This window comes from Herbaspirillum lusitanum, from assembly GCF_026127345.1.
GTDB lineage: Bacteria > Pseudomonadota > Gammaproteobacteria > Burkholderiales > Burkholderiaceae_D > Herbaspirillum > Herbaspirillum lusitanum.
The window spans coordinates 52,404-69,835 of sequence record NZ_QXFG01000003.1; the positions used below are offsets into that span (position 1 = coordinate 52,404).

Consider the following 17,432-nt stretch of genomic DNA (forward strand, 5'->3'; position numbering starts at 1 on the left):
TGGCCTCCGTCTGAAGCGATTAACTCTTATTTTTTGCATGAAAATTATCGGCATTGACCCCGGCTTGCGCACCACCGGCTTTGGCGTGATCCACAAGCAGGGCAGCAAGCTCACCTACATCGCTTCCGGCACCATCAAGACGCCGGACGGCGACTTGCCGCAGCGGCTCAAGGTCATCCTGGCCAGCGTCGGCGAAGTCATCCAGACGTATGCGCCCGATTGTGCGGCGATCGAAAAAGTCTTCGTCAACGTCAATCCGCAATCCACCTTGCTGCTCGGCCAAGCCCGCGGCGCGGCGATCTGTGCGCTGGTGCAGGCCGATCTGCAGGTCGCGGAATACACCGCACTGCAGGTCAAGCAAGCCGTCGCCGGTCACGGCAAGGCGCAGAAGCAGCAGGTCCAGGATATGGTGCAGCGCTTGCTGGCGCTGCCGGGTTTGCCCGGCACCGATGCGGCCGACGCGCTCGGAGTGGCGATCTGCCATGCACACAGCGGCGACATCCTCAGCGCGCTGGGCGGACTGGCGCCGGGGCTGGCGAAGAAAGGCTTGCGCATGCGCGGCGGTCGTCTGGTCGGCTAGTCCTTTTTAAAGACTTTCAGCACGCGCTGCATCAGTGTCACCAGCAGCAACACCGCACCGCCGGCGACCACGCCGAACACTGCATCCAGCGCCGACGGCGCCAATACCGATAACAAGCCGCCGATGGCCGGCACCGCCGCCAGCGGTGCGCTGACGTCGGCGATCCAGTGATGCACCGGCGCAAAGCCGTGCGTCAGAATCCCGCCGCCGACCATGAACATCGCCACCGTGCCGATCACGGTCAGGCTCTTCATCATGTAAGGCGCCGCCACCAGGATGGCGCGGCCGATGCGCCGGCCGATGGCGCCGCCGGTGCGCAGCAGGTAGAGGCCGCCGTCGTCTAGCTTGACGATGCCGGCGACCACGCCGTAGACGCCGACCGTCATGATCAGCGCGATGCCGATCAGCACGGTAATCTGCTGCTGCAGCGGCGCGTCGGCGACCGTGCCCAAGGTAATGGCGATGATTTCCGCCGACAGGATGAAATCGGTGCGGATGGCGCCCTTGATCTTGTCCTGTTCGCTTTCCATGGCCTCAGGCGCTGCAGCTTCGCCATGGTGCTCGTCTTCATGCGGCAGGTATTTGTGCGCCAGCTTCTCGAAGCCTTCAAAGCACAGGAAGGCGCCGCCCAGCATCAGCAGCGGCGTCACCGCCCACGGCGCGAAGGCGCTGATCGCGAGTGCCGCCGGCACCAGGATCGCCTTGTTCTTCAGCGAGCCGACCGCCACCGCCCATACCACTGGCAACTCACGGTCGGCGTTGACGCCGGACACCTGCTGCGCATTGAGCGCCAGATCGTCGCCGAGCACGCCGGCGGTTTTCTTGGCAGCCACCTTGGTCATGGCGGAAACGTCGTCGAGGATGCCGGCGATGTCGTCGATCAATGCGAAAAAGCTGCTGCCTGCCATGGGATCCTTGCGTGGTGATTGGTGCGTGAGGCCAGACGATATCCCGGCAGGGCGCTTCAAGGCAAGCAGGGCGGACCGCTCGGGATGATTCCGGACGGATAGAGATACTGTTTATCCGAACAGTACTGTATCATTCGATAATCCATTTTTCGACTCACTTTCGATACCTGCCATCATGATCGGTCGCCTCTCCGGAATCCTGCTCGAAAAAAATCCCCCGCAATTGCTGGTCGACTGCAACGGCGTCGGCTACGAAGTCGGCGTGCCGATGAGCACCTTCTACAATTTGCCGGGCCTCGGCGAAAAAGTGGTGCTGCTGACGCACCTGGCGATCCGTGAAGATGCGCACGTGCTGTTCGGTTTCGGCAGCGCCGAAGAGCGCAACACCTTCAAGGAGCTGATCAAGATATCCGGCGTCGGCGCGCGCACCGCATTGTCGATCCTGTCCGGCATGTCGGTCAGCGATCTGGCGCAGGCCGTGACGCTGCAGGAAGCCGGCCGTCTCACCAAGGTCCCCGGCATCGGCAAGAAGACCGCCGAACGCCTCTTGCTTGAACTCAAGGGCAAGCTCGGCGCCGACCTCGGTGCGGTCGGCGGCGCGGTACGTCACGATGCGACTTCGGATATCCTCAACGCCTTGCTGGCGCTCGGCTATTCCGACAAGGAAGCGACCCTCGCGCTGAAGCAGGTGCCGGCCGACGCCAGCGTCTCCGACGGCATCAAGCATGCACTGAAAGCCCTGTCCAAAGCCTGAACGGTAAATCATGAGCATCCAGACCGACGACTTTTCCGAACAACGCATCATCGCCGCCACGCCGGCCTCGGCCAACGAGGAAGCGATCGAACGCGCGCTGCGGCCCAAGCAGCTCGACGAATATGTCGGCCAGGAAAAAGTGCGCGGCCAGCTCGAGATCTTCATCTCGGCGGCGCGCCAGCGCGGCGAAGCGCTCGATCACACGCTGCTGTTCGGCCCGCCGGGTCTCGGCAAGACCACCATGGCGCACATCATCGCGCGTGAAATGGGCGTCAACCTGCGCCAGACTTCGGGCCCGGTGCTGGAGCGCGCGGGCGACCTCGCGGCGCTGCTGACCAATCTCGAAGCCAACGACGTGCTGTTCATCGACGAGATCCATCGGCTGTCGCCGGTGGTGGAAGAAATCCTCTACCCCGCGCTCGAGGATTACCAGATCGACATCATGATCGGCGAAGGCCCGGCGGCGCGTTCGGTGCGCCTCGACCTGCAGCCGTTCACGCTGGTCGGCGCCACGACGCGCGCCGGCATGCTGACCAATCCGCTGCGCGACCGTTTCGGCATCGTCGCGCGCCTGGAGTTTTATACCCCGCCGGAACTGGCGCGCATCGTTACGCGCAGCGCCGGCTTGCTCAACGCGCCCATCGTCGAAGAAGGCGCGCTGGAAATCGCCAAGCGCAGCCGCGGCACCCCCCGCATCGCCAATCGCCTGCTACGCCGCGTGCGCGACTATGCGGAGGTGAAGGGCAACGGCAGGATCACGCAAGCGATGGCCGATGCTGCGCTGGTCATGCTCGACGTCGATCCGGTCGGCTTCGACGTGATGGACCGCAAGCTGCTCGAAGCGGTGCTGTTCAAATTCAACGGCGGACCGGTCGGGCTCGACAACCTCGCCGCAGCGATCGGCGAAGAACGCGACACCATTGAAGACGTGCTCGAGCCTTATCTGATCCAGCAAGGCTATCTGCAGCGCACCCCGCGCGGTCGGGTGGCAACGCCGCTGGCGTATACCCACTTCGGCGTTACTGCGCCGCGTACCGGTCCCAACGGCGATCTCTGGGCTGGTTGATATCGTGCGAAAAATTGTACCGGCGGCGTCACCGGTACACTCCCTTGGCGGCTTACTGTGTCTCACGTATCCCGCGCATCTCATTCGCAACAGTTGTTGAATTGCATCAATTGTTGCCCAAACTGACATTGGCCTGACCATTTGACCGGCGTGTTTGTCTCGCCGAAAAAAGTGGCTCTTCACCTCGTCAATTCATTAGAAATTTGCCAAGAAATTCATGCGAACTTCTCGTGATTTCTTTATTTTCACTTGTGCAAAAATTAATCGTCATCGACAATGGATAGCTAATCACTATCTTTGTGGGCGAGCCTCTCATGCTTATGTCGAGCCAAGCCAGCAGGTACGCGCATCAACTCCTCGATGCCCGTGCAAATGCACGCCTGCTGCCGCTCCTGTCCTCTTCTGAACCTCTCTCCGTTGACGATGCCTACGAGATCGCGCGCCGCATCATCGATATTCGTGTAGCGCAAGGCGAGCACCCGATCGGTCGCAAGATCGGCTTCACCGTGCACAAGACCTGGGACAAATACGGCGTCACCGACGACGCACGCATTCCAATCTGGGCGCATATTTACGATTCAACGGTGCGCTACGCCCATGACAACCACGGCAAGCAATGCCTGCGAGGGGCGTTGCAACCGCGCATCGAACCGGAAATCGTCTTCAAGCTCGGCCAGGCGCCGTCGCCGGACGCGACCATCGATGAACTGGCGGAATGCATAGAATGGATGGCGCACGGTTTCGAGATCGTTACCTGTCCGTTCGCCAACTGGGAATTCACGGTGGCGGATTCGATCGCCGCTTTCGGCCTGCACGGCACGCTGATCATTGGCGAGCCGCATGTGCTGTCGTCGGCCACTCGCCACAACCTGCCGCAAATCCTGGCCAGCGCCAGCGTCTCGCTGTCGAGCAGCACCGACAGCACCGGACGGTTGCGCGCCGCCGGCTTCTTCAACGACGAAGCCGACAGCCCCTTGCATGCGCTGTGGCATTTGCATCAATTGCTCAAGACCCAGCCGAAATTCACCCCCTTGCAGGCCGGCGAAATCATCACCACCGGGACCTGGACCGATGCCTATCCGGTGGAAGCCGGGCAGACCTGGATCACGGCATTTTCCGGCGTCGCCTTGCCGGGACTGACGGTGTCGTTTGTCTGATTTCCTTTTGGGCTGCAAACGACTTCCGCAGGTTCATATTCGTTCGCAGGTGAACCATGCACATCTGGGTTGACGCCGACGCCTGTCCGGGCGTCATCAAGGACATGCTGTTCCGCGTCGCCGATCGTACGCAGATCATGGTGACGCTGGTAGCCAACCGGCACCTGCGCACGCCTCCCTCACGCTTCATCAAATCCATCGTGGTCCCGGCCGGTTTCGACGTCGCCGACAAGGAAATCGTCAAGCTCGCACAAGCCGGCGACTTGGTGATCACGGCCGACATCCCGCTCGCCGCCGAAGTCGTCGCCAACGGCGTCGCCGTGCTCAATCCGCGCGGCGAGATGTACACCGTGGACAATATCCAGCAGCATCTGACGATGCGCAATTTCATGGAAGAGCTGCGCGGCAGCGGCGTTGAAACCGGCGGGCCGGCAGCGTTCAGCCAGGCCGACGGGCGCGCGTTCGCGCGTCAGCTCGATCGCTTCGTCGCGCAGCACAAGCCGTCGCCGTAGCCGTGGCGCGCCGGCCCACTCACTTGCCGGTAAATACCCGCACCGGCGTCCATCCCTTGCGTTCATAGCTGTAGAGCGTGTAGCCGGGCTTGAGCAATGCGCCATTGGCGTCGAAGGCGATATTGGCGCTGATGCCGCTATATCGGATCTCGTGCAGTGCATTGACGATTTTGGCGCGCTCCAGCGAATTGGCCTTCTTCGCCGCGGCGGCCAGCAACTGCACGCTGTCGTAGAAGTACACCGCGAAGGGGAGCATCTCGCTGCCGTAGCGCTCGGCGTATTTCTTTTGCAGGGCGGACATGCCGGGACGTTTGTCCAGTGGCATGCTGGGCACGATGGCAAGAACCGCGCTGTCCACGTCGCCGGCATTTTTCAGAAAAGCCGGGGAGACCACGAGCCCCGTCAGCAGCAGCTTGGCCTGCAGGTGGAAGCGCTGCAGGTTGCGCGCCAGCACATCGCTTTGTATCATGCGGCCGCTGAAGAAAATCAACTCCGCCTGGCTCTCCCTGGCCTTTAGCAACGGCTGGTTGAAATCCGATGTGTTGCCGCTGATCGACATGCGCTGGATGATTTCGCCGTCGGCGGCCTTCACGTGATCGGAAAAATAATCCGCCATGCTGATGCCGAGGAAACCCCCGTCGTCGAGCACCAGCACGCGTTTCAGTTTCTGTTCGCCGACCAGATAATCGGCCGCGAGCGCCAGTCCGAGGTCATCGCTGCCGATGATCTGGAAGATCGTCCGGTAGGATTTCTGCGTCAAACTGCGGCTCCACGCAAACGGTGAAATCTGCGCCAGTCCGGCCCCGTGGTAAATGGGGGCGGCGGCTCCCGTGGTTGCGCTGGTCCAATGGCCGACCACGCCGATGGCCTTGCTGTTGGCCAACGTACGCGCGACGAACTCGCTGATGCGCGGATCGGCCTTGTCGTCCTGCTCCAGCAGCTCGAACACCACGGCACGGCCGTTGATGCTGGGGTTGCCCTTGTTGATTTCTTCGATGGCGAGCTGTGCGGCATTGCGCCCCTGGCGTGCGGAGAATTCCGCCAGCGGCGCCGCGAACCCGATCGTGACGACCATCGGTGGCGTATCGGCGGCGCGCCCGCATGGAGACACGGACGAGAGCAGCAAAAGGGCAATTACGAAACGGCAGGAATTCGACATACATCCCCCGGAGAGATCAGAAATCGCGAACGGTGCCGGCGCGCCTGTTTTGTTATCGTCAGGCTAACAATTCCACGCTCAATGGGCAACACGAAAGAATGCGCATGTTGCGTAAGTTGTCTATTTCCAAAGAAAAAATGAGGCCGGGGGGATATCCGCCGGAGAAACGCGCAGCAGAGACAGGAGGAGGGGGGAAGGAGGTAAGGCAGGGCAGCGGCGCCGAAGCGCGCCGGGTAACGGCATCGCATGCTGTTCGCCTGCGATGCAGCGCGGTAAGCATGTTTACTCTTCGCGTACCCAGGTTTGCGTGCGGCCCAGCATCGGCATGCCGATGTAGCCGCGCACGTTGAGCTTCTTGCCGTCCTCCACGACGGTCAGCTTGCTCTTGTACAGCTTGCCGTTGGCTGGGTCGAGGATCTGGCCGCCGTTGTATTCGTCGCCGTCTTTCTTCAGGCCGGACAGGATGGTCATGCCGATGATGGGTTGGTCCTTGAGCGCGCCTTCGCACTTTTCGCACTTGGGATTCTGCTCTTCGTCAGCGGGGCGGAACAGCTTCTCGATCTTGCCCTTGAGTTCGCCGTCGCTCTCGGTGATGCGGATCAATGCCTTGGGTTTGCCGGTGGCGTCGTCGATGTTTTTCCACAAGCCCACGGGCGAGCCGTCGGCCCAGGCCGTTGCGCTGGCCAATGCGCTCAGGGCCAGCAGGGTGGTGCTCAGGATGATGCGAGTTTTCATGATGTCTCCGTCCATTGGTGAAACTGGTGGTGTCGATAAAAGCACGATTGTTCTAATTTTATCCGGCTAGTGTAGACAAGCCGGCAGCGTCCGGCAAGGATTAAAAAGATGGCGGCAGGGCAATAAAAAAGCCGCCGCCCTTTGCAGGACGGCGGCTGGTCGGAAGCTGGCAGGAGCGGCTTATTTCAACTTATTTCAACTTCGCCAATTGCTCTTCCAGTTTTGCCAGCGTGGTGCTGAAGTTGGCGAGGCGCTCTTTCTCTTGCGCCACGACGGCTTCCGGCGCGCGTGCGACGAAGCTTTCGTTGGACAGCTTGGCGTTGGCCTTGACGATCTCGCCGCTGATGCGGGTGATCTCCTTGGCCATGCGTTCGCGTTCGGCGGCGATGTCGATTTCCACCTTCAGCATCAGCTTCAGGTCGCCGACGATGGCGACCGGCGCAGGCGATTCAGGCAGCTGCGTGACGACTTGCGTTTCGCTTAGCTTCACCAGCGATTGCAGGTAAGGCAGGAAGGAGTTCACGGCTTCCGCGTTTGCTGCTTCGACGATCAGCGGCACGCGCAGCGCCGGCGACAACTGCATCTCGCCGCGCAGGTTGCGGCATGCATCGGTCAGCGTCTTCAGTTGCGTCATCCAGGCTTCGGCATCGAGGTCGATCTTTTCCAGATCGGCTTGCGGATACGGTTGGCGCATGATGGAGTCGCCGGCCGGGTCGAGCTTCTTGTCGGTCAGCGGCGCCACGCTTTGCCACAGCGCTTCGGTGATGAAGGGCAGCACCGGATGCGCCAGGCGCAGCACGCCTTCCAGCACGCGCAGCAGGGTGCGGCGTGTCGCGCGTTGCTGCGCTTCGTTGCCGTTCTGGATTTGCGACTTGGCCATTTCCAGGTACCAGTCGCAGTACTCGTCCCACACGAACTTGTAGATGGCGGAAGCGATGTTGTCGAAACGATAGTCGGCGAAACCCTTTTCGACTTCCGCCTCGGTGCGCTGCATCAGCGACACGATCCAGCGGTCGGCTTGCGAGAACTGCAGTTGTTCCTTGTTGCATTCTCCCTTGACGTGTCCGTCGAAACCGCAGTCCTGGTCTTCGGTGTTCATCAGCACGAAGCGGGTGGCGTTCCACAGTTTGTTGCAGAAGTTGCGATAGCCTTCGCAGCGGCCAAGGTCGAAGTTGATGTTGCGGCCCAGCGTCGCCAGCGAAGCAAAGGTGAAGCGCAGCGCATCGGTGCCGAAGGCCGGGATGCCGTCGGCGAATTCCTTGCGCGTGGCTTTCTCGATGCTGGCGGCCTGCTTCGGATTCATCAGGCCGACGGTGCGCTTGGCCACCAGTTCATCCACGCCGATGCCGTCGATCAGGTCTATCGGGTCGAGCGTGTTGCCCTTGGACTTGGACATCTTCTGGCCGCTGGCGTCGCGCACCAGGCCGTGTACATAGACCGTATTGAACGGCACCTGGCCGGTGAAGTGCGTGGTCATCATGACCATGCGCGCCACCCAGAAGAAGATGATGTCGAAGCCGGTGACCAGCACCGACGACGGCAGGAACAGCTTGTAGTCCGGCGTTTCTTCCGGCCAGCCCAGCGTCGAGAACGGCACCAGCGCCGACGAGAACCAGGTGTCCAGCACGTCGTTGTCGCGCGTCACGGTCTTGCCGCCGGCTTGCGCCCGGGCTTCCGCTTCGGTACGGGCAACGTAGATTTTGCCGTCTTCGTCGTACCATGCCGGGATCTGATGGCCCCACCACAGTTGGCGCGAGATACACCAGTCCTGGATGTTGTTGAGCCACTGGTTGTAGGTGTTGTTCCAGTTTTCCGGAATCAGCTTGATCTCGCCGTTGGCGACTTTTTCCAGCGCCACTTCGGCAATCGACTTGCCGGGGAAGTAAGTGCCTTCCGGCGCCGGCTTGCTCATCGCGACGAACCATTGGTCGGTCAGCATCGGTTCGATCACGACGCCGGTGCGGTCACCGCGCGGCACCATCAGCTTGTGCGGCTTGACCAGTTCCAGCAGGCCAAGCGCGTCGAGGTCGGCAACCATCTGCTTGCGCGCTTCGAAGCGATCCAGTCCCTGGTATTTGGCCGGACCGTTTTCATTGATCCTGGCGTCCAGCGTCAGGATGCTGATCTTGTCCAGGTTGTGACGCGCGCCGACCTGATAATCGTTGAAGTCGTGCGCAGGCGTGATCTTCACGCAACCGGTGCCGAATTCCTTGTCGACGTATTCATCCTTGATGATCGGGATTTCGCGATCGGTCAGCGGCAGCTTGAGCATCTTGCCGACCAGGTGCGCATAGCGCTCGTCGGTCGGATCGACCGCCACGGCGACGTCGCCCAACATGGTTTCCGGACGTGTCGTCGCCACCGTGATGTGACCGCTGCCGTCCACCAACGGGTACTTGATGTGCCACATCGAGCCGTCTTCTTCTTCCGACACCACTTCGAGGTCGGACACGGCCGTGCCCAGCACCGGGTCCCAGTTCACCAGGCGCTTGCCGCGATAGATCAGGCCTTGCTCGAACAGGCGCACGAAGACTTCCGTGACGGCGTTCGACATCTTCGGATCCATCGTGAAGTATTCGCGGTCCCAGTCGGTCGATGCGCCCATGCGGCGCATCTGGCCGGTGATGGTGGAGCCGGATTTCTCTTTCCACTCCCACACCTTCTCGACGAACTTCTCACGGCCGAGGTCATGGCGCGAAATCTTTTGCGCGTCGAGCTGGCGCTCCACCACGATCTGCGTGGCGATGCCGGCGTGATCGGTGCCCGGGATCCAGGCGGTGTTGAAGCCGCGCATGCGATGGTAGCGGGTCAGGCCGTCCATGATGGTCTGGTTGAAGGCGTGGCCCATGTGCAGCGTGCCGGTCACATTCGGCGGCGGCAGCTGGATGCTGAACGACGGCTTTTCAGGCGCGGTGGTGGCGGCGAAATAGCCGCGCTTTTCCCACTCCTCGCGCCAGAATTTTTCGATATCGGCAGGCTCGAACGACTTGGCTAATTCCATGATTTGACGTGTGTTTTTGCGAAACCGTCCATTATAAAGGAGTCGCCGCCCAAACAGGCTTCCAGCCGGAAATTGTGGTTTTGAAAACAAGGGGAAATTGTTGTCCGGAAATATCTCGCCGCAGCGGGCACATGTCCTTACGTGCATGACAAGTAGTGGAAATTAGTGATGCCGCTCAAAAATTATTGGAGTAGAATCCGGCCCACGACGTTTGAAACTGAACGAAGTAAGAGAAACAAAATGCTAGGGGTCCTGAATGCCAACGAACGCAAGTTCGGCAAACGGGTGAGAAATACCCTTGAACCTGATCTGGGTAATGCCAGCGAAGGGAAGCTGCCGGACCGGCGTGTGGATCATATTCATCACCTCCATCGCCCTCTCTCCGTATCCTCCTTTGCTGGCTCCAAGCCAAGTAATTTCAAGCAAAGGAGCCAAAATGAACGCCAATCCGAAATTCCTCTCCGCTACCGCCACGGTAGACGAAGCAGCCGTCCAGCCTTTACCGAATTCCCGCAAGATCTACGTCACCGGTTCGCGCCCTGATATCCGCGTGCCGATGCGCGAGATCAGCCAGTCCGACACGCCGGCCATGTTCGGCTCGGAAAAGAATCCGCCCATTTATGTCTACGATACCTCCGGTCCGTACACCGATCCGGACGCCACGATCGACATCCGCAATGGCCTGGAGACGCCGCGCCTGCCGTGGATCCTGGAGCGCAACGACACTGAGGAACTCGACGGTCCGACTTCCGAATACGGCCGGCAGCGCCTCAACGATCCGGCGCTGGCCGAGCTGCGTTTCAACCTGCATCGCAAGCCGCGCCGCGCCAAAGCCGGCGGCAATCTCAGTGGCAATGTTACGCAGATGCACTACGCGCGCAAAGGCATCATCACGCCGGAGATGGAATACATCGCCATCCGCGAAAACCTGCGCCGCCAGGAATACCTGGAGCAGCTGAAAGCCTCCGGCCCGATGGGCAACAAGCTGGCCGACCTGATGGGCCGCCAGCATCCTGGCCAATCCTTCGGCGCTTCGATCCCCGCCATGATCACGCCGGAATTCGTGCGCGACGAAGTCGCCCGCGGCCGCGCCATCATCCCCGCCAACATCAATCACCCGGAAGTCGAACCGATGATCATCGGCCGCAACTTCCTGGTGAAGATCAACGCCAACATCGGCAACTCCGCCGTGACTTCGTCCATCGGCGAAGAAGTCGAGAAGATGACCTGGGCCATCCGCTGGGGCGGCGACAACGTCATGGACCTGTCGACCGGCAAGAACATCCACGAAACGCGCGAATGGATTATCCGCAATTCGCCGGTGCCGATCGGCACCGTGCCGATCTACCAGGCGCTGGAAAAGGTCAACGGCAAGGCCGAAGACCTGACCTGGGAAATCTTCCGCGACACGCTGATCGAGCAGGCCGAGCAGGGCGTCGACTACTTCACCATCCACGCCGGCGTGCGCCTGCAATACGTGCCGCTGACCGCCAAACGCATGACGGGCATCGTCTCGCGCGGCGGCTCCATCATGGCCAAGTGGTGCCTGGCGCATCACAAGGAATCCTTCTTGTATGACCATTTTGAAGACATCTGCGACATCATGAAGGCCTACGACGTCAGCTTCAGCCTCGGCGACGGCTTGCGTCCGGGCTCGATTTACGACGCCAATGACGAAGCGCAACTGGGCGAACTGAAGACGCTGGGCGAGCTGACCAAGATCGCGTGGAAGCACGACGTGCAGGTCATGATCGAAGGCCCCGGCCACGTGCCGATGCACCTGATCAAGGAAAACATGGACCTGCAGCTGGAGCAGTGCCACGAAGCGCCGTTCTACACGCTGGGACCGTTGACGACGGACATCGCACCGGGCTACGACCACATCACTTCCGGCATCGGCGCCGCGCAGATCGGCTGGTACGGCACCGCGATGCTGTGCTATGTCACGCCGAAGGAACATCTCGGTTTGCCGAACAAGGTCGACGTCAAGGACGGCATCATCACCTACAAGATCGCCGCGCATGCGGCCGATCTGGCCAAGGGCCATCCGGGCGCGCAGATCCGCGACAACGCGCTGTCGAAGGCGCGCTTCGAGTTCCGCTGGGAAGACCAGTTCAACATCGGTCTCGATCCCGACAAGGCGCGCGAATTCCATGACGAAACCTTGCCCAAGGATTCGGCCAAGGTGGCGCACTTCTGCTCGATGTGCGGACCGCATTTCTGCTCGATGAAGATCACGCAGGAAGTGCGCGACTACGCTGCCAAGGAAGGCATTTCGGAAATCGCGGCGCTGAAGCAGGGCATGGAAGTCAAATCGGTGGAGTTCGTGAAGATGGGCGCCGAGATTTATTCCAAAACCTGATTGTGAATTGTTGACTGTTGCGGTGGATGCGATGCAGATTGAATTGAATGGGAAGCCGCACGCCCTCGCCGACGGCGCCGACCTGGCGCAGCTGATTGCTGCGCTGGAGCTGAGCGGCAAGGCCGTGGCGGTCGCCGTGAACCGGCAAGTGGTGCCGTCGCAGCTGTGGGCCGGACGCGTGCTGGCCGATGCGGACCGCGTCGACGTGGTCCGCGCCATCGGCGGCGGCTAGAACCTGAAAGGAATGGACATGAACATGAACGACGCTCCCGCGCTGACTGCAGACGCGGGTCTGACGATTGCAGGAAAAACCTACAACTCGCGCCTGCTGGTCGGCAGCGGCAAGTACAAGGATCTCGATGAAACCCGCCTGGCCACCGAGGCCAGCGGCGCCGACATCATCACCGTGGCGATTCGCCGCGTGAACATCGGGCAGGATCCGAACGCGCCGAGCCTGCTCGACGTGGTGCCGCCTTCGCGCTACACCATCCTGCCGAATACGGCCGGTTGCTACAACGCCGAGGATGCGGTCTACACGCTGCAACTGGCGCGTGAACTGCTGAACGGCCACAAGCTGGTCAAGCTGGAAGTGCTGGGCGACGAGAAGACGCTGTTCCCGAACATGCCGGAAACGCTCAAGGCCGCAGACACGCTGGTCAAGGACGGCTTCGACGTGATGGTGTATTGCAGCGACGATCCCATCCAGGCGCGCATGCTGGAAGACATCGGCGTGGTGGCGGTGATGCCGCTGGCGTCGCTGATCGGCTCCGGCATGGGCATCCTGAATCCGTGGAACCTGTCGCTGATCATCGAGCAGTCCAGGATTCCGGTGCTGGTCGATGCCGGCGTCGGTACGGCTTCCGATGCGGCGATTGCGATGGAACTCGGCTGTGACGGCGTGCTGATGAATACCGCGATTGCCGGCGCGCGCGATCCGGTTCGCATGGCGCGGGCGATGAAGCTGGCGGTGGAAGCCGGTCGTGAAGCCTTCCTCGCCGGTCGCGTGCCGAAACGCTTTGCCGCCTCGCCATCGTCGCCGATGGCGGGTCGGGTCGTCTGAGCCAGGCCATGTCTTCGTATCGTTCGCCGCCGCCGTGCGTGCTGGTGTTTTCCGGTTCCGATCCCAGCGGCGGCGCCGGCATGCAGGCGGATATTCCGGCCATCGGTGCGCTCGGTTGCCATCCGCTGTCGGTGCCGACGGCGCTGACGGTGCAAGACAACGTCAGTGTGTTCGCCGTGCATCCGATTGATGCGGAATTGATTCGCCATCAGGCGCAAGTGCTGATCGATCGCTTCGACATCCGGGCCGTCAAGCTCGGCATTGCCGGCAACCGCCGCAATGCCGAGACGATTGCGGAGTTGATTTTGCAGTTGCGCGCGCGCCGGCGGGACTTGCCGGTGGTGTTCGATCCGGTGCTGGCCAATGGCAAAGGTGATCAGTTGTCGACCGACGACGCGGCGCTGGCGATAGCATCGCTGTATGCGGTCGCCACCGTCATCACGCCCAATCTCAACGAAGCCAACCGGCTATGCGGCCACCAGCATGCGCCGGAGCAGCAGGCCGCGATCCTGATGCAGCGCGGTTGTGAGAACGTGTTGCTCAAGGGCGGCCACGGTCCGCAGCATCAGGACGTGGTCAATCGCTGGTTCGGCCCTGAAGGTGCTTTTGCATCGTGGAGCTGGCCGCGGCTGCCGGACGAATTTCACGGTAGCGGCTGCACCTTGGCAGCGGCCTTGTCGGCGCAACTGGCGCAAGGCCTGGGCATGCGCGACGCCATCGAAGCGGCGCAGCAGTACTGCCAGCACGCGCTGGCAACTTCCTATGCGATCGCGGCCGGGCAGCGCATTCCCAATCGTGTCCCCCAATTTGCCGGAGAAAAGAAATGAGCGAAGCCAAACAGTGGTCCCTGCGCGGCCTGTATATCGTGACCCCGGACTGGGACGATACCGACAAGCTGGTCAGCGCCACCGAGCAGGCCATCAAAGGCGGCGCGACGCTGGTGCAATACCGCCACAAAACTGCCGATGCGGCACAACGCAAGGAGCAGGCCGGCGCGCTGCTGCAAGTTTGTCGTCGCCACAATACGCCGTTCATCATCAACGACTACGTTGATCTGTGTATCGAACTCGATGCGGAAGGCATTCACGTCGGCGGCACCGATGCCTCGGTGGCGGAAGTGCGCGCGCAAGTCGGCAAGGACAAGATCGTCGGCGCCTCGTGCTACGGCAGCTTGCAACTGGCGCGGGACGCCCATGCAGCCGGTGCGACCTATGTGGCCTTCGGCGGCTTCTATCCATCGCGGGTGAAGAAATATGATTTCAAGACCGCGCCGGAAATCGTCGCCGGGTCGAAGAAGGAAATCCCGCTGCCGGTCGTCGTCATCGGCGGCATGACGCAAGCGAATTGCCTGCCGCTGATTGCCCAGGGCGCCGACATGGTGGCGGCGATCAGCAGCGTCTACATGACTGACGATCCCGAAGCGTCGGCGCGCGCCTTCAGCCAACTGATGCGCTAGGACGGCGGCGCTTGCTGCTGCGGCCGGACCGCGTTAAAAAGCCGCCGCCATCTTCCGATGGGGGCGGCTTTTTTCGCTTGTGGACAGTGCGGACGAACGATCAGCCTTCCAGCAGGCTGCGCAACATCCATGCATTCTTTTCATGCAGTTGCATGCGTTGCGTCAGCAAATCGGCGGTCGGTTCGTCGGCGGCCGCATCGACCGCAGGGAACATCGAACGCGCGGTGCGGGTGACGGCTTCCTGGCCGGCCACCAACTGGCGGATCATTTCTTCGGCGGCAGGCACGCCTTCGGCTTCAGGGATCGACGACAGCTTGGCGAATTCCTTGTACGAACCCGGCGCCGGATAGCCCAGTGCGCGGATGCGTTCGGCGATCAGGTCGACTGCCAGCGCCAGTTCGGTGTACTGACCTTCGAACATCAGGTGCAGCGTGTTGAACATCGGGCCGGTGACGTTCCAGTGGAAATTGTGGGTCTTCAGGTAGAGCGTGTAGGTATCGGCCAGCAGCTTGCTGAGACCGTCCGCAATTTTCTTGCGATCCTTGTCGTTGATGCCGATGTTGATTGCTGCCACGTTTTTCTTTGCCATTGTTTTGCTCCTTGGGGTGATGGAATGCAACGCTGCGATTTTATGTCAAAACCGCAGCCCCATGAATAACACTTGGGGATGATAGCGCTCATCACAAGACGTTAGTTGGCGTTGTCTGTTTTGTAATGCTGCGAGCGCCGGTACAAGGACAGTGTGAGAGCCACCGCGCACAGTGCGCCGATAGCGGCGAACAAGAACACTTCTTCGTAACCGAACTGCCCCACGATCAATCCGGCCAGCGGACCGGTGATGCCCAGCGCCAGATCGAGGAACACCGAGTACGCGCCCAGCGCCGCGCCGCGATTGGGCGCCGGCACCAGGCCGACCGCTTCGACGCCCAGCGAGGGGAACACCAGCGCAAAGCCGAAGCCGGCCAGCGCTGCCCCCAGCATGGCGACTTCCGCCGACCCGGCCAGCCACAAAATGCTCAGGCCGAATGCCTCGACGATGAACGACGCGATCGCCACCTTGAAACCGCCGAAACGGTTGATGGAATTGGCAAACAACAGGCGCGAGCCGATGAAGCAGCCGCCGAACAGCGTCAGCGAGAATGCTGCGTTGGACCACTGATGGCTGGCGTAATACAGCGTGATGAAGGTGGCGATGGCGCCGAAGCCGACCGTGCCCAGCGCCAGGCCGATGCCGTAAGGCAGCACGCGGTTGAGCACCAGGCGAAAAGCCAGGCGTTCGCCGCGCACGACGGGTACGGCAGGGCGGCGGCGTGCGATCACGTAACCGATCAGCGGCAACGCCAGCGCCAGGAAGCCGATGGCTGCAAAGCCGCCCACGTGCAGCAGCGCCACGCCCAGCGGTGCGCCGATGGCCAGCGCGCCATAGGTGGCGATGCCGTTCCACGAAATCATGCGTGCGGTATGGGTGGCGCCGATGCGGCCGATGCCCCAGATGATGGAGCCGGTGCCGGCCAGGCTTTCGCCGATGCCGAGGCAGAAGCGGCTGACCAGGATCATGGACAGGCTCAGCCACGGCAATTCAGCCGACCACGCCGCCAGCACCAGGAAGGCGCCGCTGGCGACGCAGGCCAGCATGCCGCGCATGACGGTTTTCTTCGGGCCGATGGTGTCCACCATGCGGCCGGCCTGGGCGCGCGTGATGAAGGTCGAGAGATATTGCACGCTGATCGACAGGCCGGCGATGAACGAGCTGTAACCGAGATCCAGGTGGACATAGCCGGGCAGCACCGCGAGCGGGATGCCGATGGTCATGTAGGCAAGGAAGGTGAACAGCACCGTCGACAGGATCTGGATCATGACGGCGGTTTGGGAATGCGGGATCGCGGGCGCAGCTTCGGCGGCGGCGGTGGCGGTGGGCGGGACAGAACCAGAACCAGAACCAGGGAGGGTATGTAGTGCTTCTTGAGACATGATGAGGAGAAATAATGGCAACCCGGCGCGGATGCCATGTTGCATTGCAGAATTTTACGCGGTTTGGCGCGGGCTTGCCGACGGCCCTGCGAAAGGAGGGCTTCGTGCAGGATTCCGAAGAGCCGACCCGGATCAGGCAACCATGCAATACAGATTATCCGGACAGGAATCTACTCCTCCTTCATCCTCCCGTCTGCGAGCGTTCCCTTTATTGATACGACATCGTGAAGGTGGCGACGCCATTGGCGGTGCCGGGGATGATGGTTGCCGCCGTCTTGATATAGCGCGCAGAAAACGGGATGGTGGTCGCGCCGATCTGCTCGCCTGTCGAGGAAAAAGCCAGGAACTGGTTGGTGTTGCCCGCGGTCGAGGAGTCGGCGCCGAAGGAGATCGGCGTATCCGTATTGCCTTGCCGGCGCAAGATCTGGATGCCCACGCCCCTGGCGCTGGACGCCGCCGTCAGTCCCAGCGTGCTGGTCCGGTTGGCCTGCGTTTGCTGGTCGGTCAGCGTCATGAACACCTGCGACGCCACGCCTGAACAATTGACGCTGATGGTGAAGTTGCGGGCGGGAGAGACAGACCCAGTGCCGGTAAAGCTGCTTGACGCCACCGCGCCCATCGGCACTACCACGTTGGGGGTGTCGACTTGGCAGGTTTGCGGCACGATCATCACTCTGTTGGCCAAGCGGGTAGCGGTAAAGGTGTTTAGCG

General features: G+C 61.6%; 17 protein-coding genes and 1 riboswitch. Of the genes, 10 read left to right on the forward strand and 7 right to left on the reverse strand.

Annotated features, from left to right (window positions below):
* The first annotated feature begins 37 nt into the window (after positions 1-37).
* A complete protein-coding gene (gene ruvC / locus DXT88_RS01475; protein WP_016834288.1) occupies positions 38-580 on the forward strand; it encodes a crossover junction endodeoxyribonuclease RuvC in 543 nt (180 codons plus the stop codon).
* On the opposite strand, the gene DXT88_RS01480 is transcribed toward ruvC, so the two are convergent.
* Entirely contained in the window at positions 577-1,488 is a 912-nt protein-coding gene (locus DXT88_RS01480) for a DUF808 domain-containing protein (protein ID WP_016834289.1), read from the reverse strand. The two genes, ruvC and DXT88_RS01480, sit on opposite strands and share 4 nt — an antisense overlap.
* Before the next feature lie 175 nt (positions 1,489-1,663).
* Here DXT88_RS01480 and ruvA point away from each other — a divergent pair, with 175 nt between their 5' ends.
* The 4 genes from ruvA (at position 1,664) to DXT88_RS01500 (ending at position 4,977) form a co-directional block, all read left to right on the forward strand.
* Positions 1,664-2,242, forward strand: a complete 579-nt coding sequence (gene ruvA / locus DXT88_RS01485) for a Holliday junction branch migration protein RuvA (protein WP_265211214.1) — start codon at positions 1,664-1,666, stop codon at positions 2,240-2,242.
* A 10-nt stretch (positions 2,243-2,252) separates the two neighbouring features.
* The gene (gene ruvB, locus DXT88_RS01490; protein WP_016834290.1) at positions 2,253-3,308 is read left to right on the forward strand and encodes a Holliday junction branch migration DNA helicase RuvB; all 1,056 of its coding nucleotides are present in this window, start codon (positions 2,253-2,255) and stop codon (positions 3,306-3,308) included.
* A gap of 314 nt (positions 3,309-3,622) precedes the next feature.
* Positions 3,623-4,465: a 2-keto-4-pentenoate hydratase gene (locus tag DXT88_RS01495; protein WP_029363450.1), complete on the forward strand. Its 843-nt coding sequence runs from the start codon at positions 3,623-3,625 to the stop codon at positions 4,463-4,465.
* A 56-nt stretch (positions 4,466-4,521) separates the two neighbouring features.
* On the forward strand, positions 4,522-4,977 hold the full coding sequence (locus DXT88_RS01500) for a YaiI/YqxD family protein (protein WP_265211216.1): 456 nt from the start codon (positions 4,522-4,524) through the stop codon (positions 4,975-4,977).
* Between the two features lie 19 nt (positions 4,978-4,996).
* Here the strand turns inward: DXT88_RS01500 and DXT88_RS01505 are convergent, their stop codons facing one another.
* The 3 genes from DXT88_RS01505 to DXT88_RS01515 all read right to left on the reverse strand — a co-directional run bounded on the left by DXT88_RS01505 (position 4,997) and on the right by DXT88_RS01515 (position 9,872).
* A complete protein-coding gene (locus DXT88_RS01505) occupies positions 4,997-6,136 on the reverse strand; it encodes a branched-chain amino acid ABC transporter substrate-binding protein (RefSeq protein ID WP_265211218.1) in 1,140 nt (379 codons plus the stop codon).
* 282 nt (positions 6,137-6,418) lie between these two features.
* Positions 6,419-6,871 (reverse strand): DUF2147 domain-containing protein, encoded by a 453-nt coding sequence (locus tag DXT88_RS01510; protein WP_265211220.1) that lies wholly within the window; start codon positions 6,869-6,871, stop codon positions 6,419-6,421.
* Between the two features lie 190 nt (positions 6,872-7,061).
* Entirely contained in the window at positions 7,062-9,872 is a 2,811-nt protein-coding gene (locus DXT88_RS01515) for a valine--tRNA ligase (RefSeq protein WP_265211222.1), read from the reverse strand.
* Between the two features lie 235 nt (positions 9,873-10,107).
* Positions 10,108-10,220, forward strand: a riboswitch (TPP riboswitch).
* Between the two features lie 88 nt (positions 10,221-10,308).
* Between DXT88_RS01515 and thiC the strand changes: the two genes are divergently transcribed.
* The 5 genes from thiC to thiE are packed head-to-tail and all read left to right on the forward strand — an operon-like array spanning position 10,309 to position 14,750.
* Complete coding sequence (gene thiC, locus DXT88_RS01520) at positions 10,309-12,234, forward strand: phosphomethylpyrimidine synthase ThiC (RefSeq protein WP_265211224.1); 1,926 nt, start codon at positions 10,309-10,311, stop codon at positions 12,232-12,234.
* Positions 12,235-12,265: 31 nt separating this feature from the next.
* Positions 12,266-12,466: a sulfur carrier protein ThiS gene (gene thiS, locus DXT88_RS01525; RefSeq protein WP_029363452.1), complete on the forward strand. Its 201-nt coding sequence runs from the start codon at positions 12,266-12,268 to the stop codon at positions 12,464-12,466.
* 18 nt (positions 12,467-12,484) lie between these two features.
* The gene (locus tag DXT88_RS01530; protein WP_016834297.1) at positions 12,485-13,294 is read left to right on the forward strand and encodes a thiazole synthase; all 810 of its coding nucleotides are present in this window, start codon (positions 12,485-12,487) and stop codon (positions 13,292-13,294) included.
* Positions 13,295-13,302: 8 nt separating this feature from the next.
* On the forward strand, positions 13,303-14,121 hold the full coding sequence (gene thiD, locus DXT88_RS01535) for a bifunctional hydroxymethylpyrimidine kinase/phosphomethylpyrimidine kinase (protein WP_265211227.1): 819 nt from the start codon (positions 13,303-13,305) through the stop codon (positions 14,119-14,121).
* Positions 14,118-14,750: a thiamine phosphate synthase gene (gene thiE / locus DXT88_RS01540; protein ID WP_265211229.1), complete on the forward strand. Its 633-nt coding sequence runs from the start codon at positions 14,118-14,120 to the stop codon at positions 14,748-14,750. Before thiD ends, thiE begins: the two co-directional genes overlap by 4 nt.
* A 100-nt stretch (positions 14,751-14,850) precedes the next feature.
* Here the strand turns inward: thiE and DXT88_RS01545 are convergent, their stop codons facing one another.
* From DXT88_RS01545 to DXT88_RS01555, 3 genes are all read right to left on the reverse strand, one after another.
* Positions 14,851-15,339, reverse strand: coding sequence for a Dps family protein (locus tag DXT88_RS01545; protein WP_016834303.1), 489 nt, complete (start codon positions 15,337-15,339; stop codon positions 14,851-14,853).
* 101 nt (positions 15,340-15,440) lie between these two features.
* Entirely contained in the window at positions 15,441-16,721 is a 1,281-nt protein-coding gene (locus tag DXT88_RS01550) for an MFS transporter (RefSeq protein WP_407649257.1), read from the reverse strand.
* Between the two features lie 208 nt (positions 16,722-16,929).
* A partial coding sequence (locus tag DXT88_RS01555) for a fimbrial protein (protein ID WP_265211232.1) occupies positions 16,930-17,432 on the reverse strand: 503 nt, incomplete at its 5' end.

Coding starts and splice junctions, on each gene's coding strand:
- DXT88_RS01480 (WP_016834289.1), bottom strand. CDS start 1,488: ATGGCAGGCAGCAGCTTTTTCGCATTGATCGACGACATCGCCGGCATC.
- DXT88_RS01545 (WP_016834303.1), bottom strand. CDS start 15,339: ATGGCAAAGAAAAACGTGGCAGCAATCAACATCGGCATCAACGACAAG.
- thiS (WP_029363452.1), top strand. CDS start 12,266: ATGCAGATTGAATTGAATGGGAAGCCGCACGCCCTCGCCGACGGCGCC.
- DXT88_RS01510 (WP_265211220.1), bottom strand. CDS start 6,871: ATGAAAACTCGCATCATCCTGAGCACCACCCTGCTGGCCCTGAGCGCA.
- ruvA (WP_265211214.1), top strand. CDS start 1,664: ATGATCGGTCGCCTCTCCGGAATCCTGCTCGAAAAAAATCCCCCGCAA.
- DXT88_RS01550 (WP_407649257.1), bottom strand. CDS start 16,721: ATGTCTCAAGAAGCACTACATACCCTCCCTGGTTCTGGTTCTGGTTCT.
- thiE (WP_265211229.1), top strand. CDS start 14,118: ATGAGCGAAGCCAAACAGTGGTCCCTGCGCGGCCTGTATATCGTGACC.
- DXT88_RS01515 (WP_265211222.1), bottom strand. CDS start 9,872: ATGGAATTAGCCAAGTCGTTCGAGCCTGCCGATATCGAAAAATTCTGG.
- DXT88_RS01500 (WP_265211216.1), top strand. CDS start 4,522: ATGCACATCTGGGTTGACGCCGACGCCTGTCCGGGCGTCATCAAGGAC.
- ruvC (WP_016834288.1), top strand. CDS start 38: ATGAAAATTATCGGCATTGACCCCGGCTTGCGCACCACCGGCTTTGGC.
- DXT88_RS01530 (WP_016834297.1), top strand. CDS start 12,485: ATGAACATGAACGACGCTCCCGCGCTGACTGCAGACGCGGGTCTGACG.
- thiD (WP_265211227.1), top strand. CDS start 13,303: ATGTCTTCGTATCGTTCGCCGCCGCCGTGCGTGCTGGTGTTTTCCGGT.
- ruvB (WP_016834290.1), top strand. CDS start 2,253: ATGAGCATCCAGACCGACGACTTTTCCGAACAACGCATCATCGCCGCC.
- DXT88_RS01495 (WP_029363450.1), top strand. CDS start 3,623: ATGCTTATGTCGAGCCAAGCCAGCAGGTACGCGCATCAACTCCTCGAT.
- DXT88_RS01505 (WP_265211218.1), bottom strand. CDS start 6,136: ATGTCGAATTCCTGCCGTTTCGTAATTGCCCTTTTGCTGCTCTCGTCC.
- thiC (WP_265211224.1), top strand. CDS start 10,309: ATGAACGCCAATCCGAAATTCCTCTCCGCTACCGCCACGGTAGACGAA.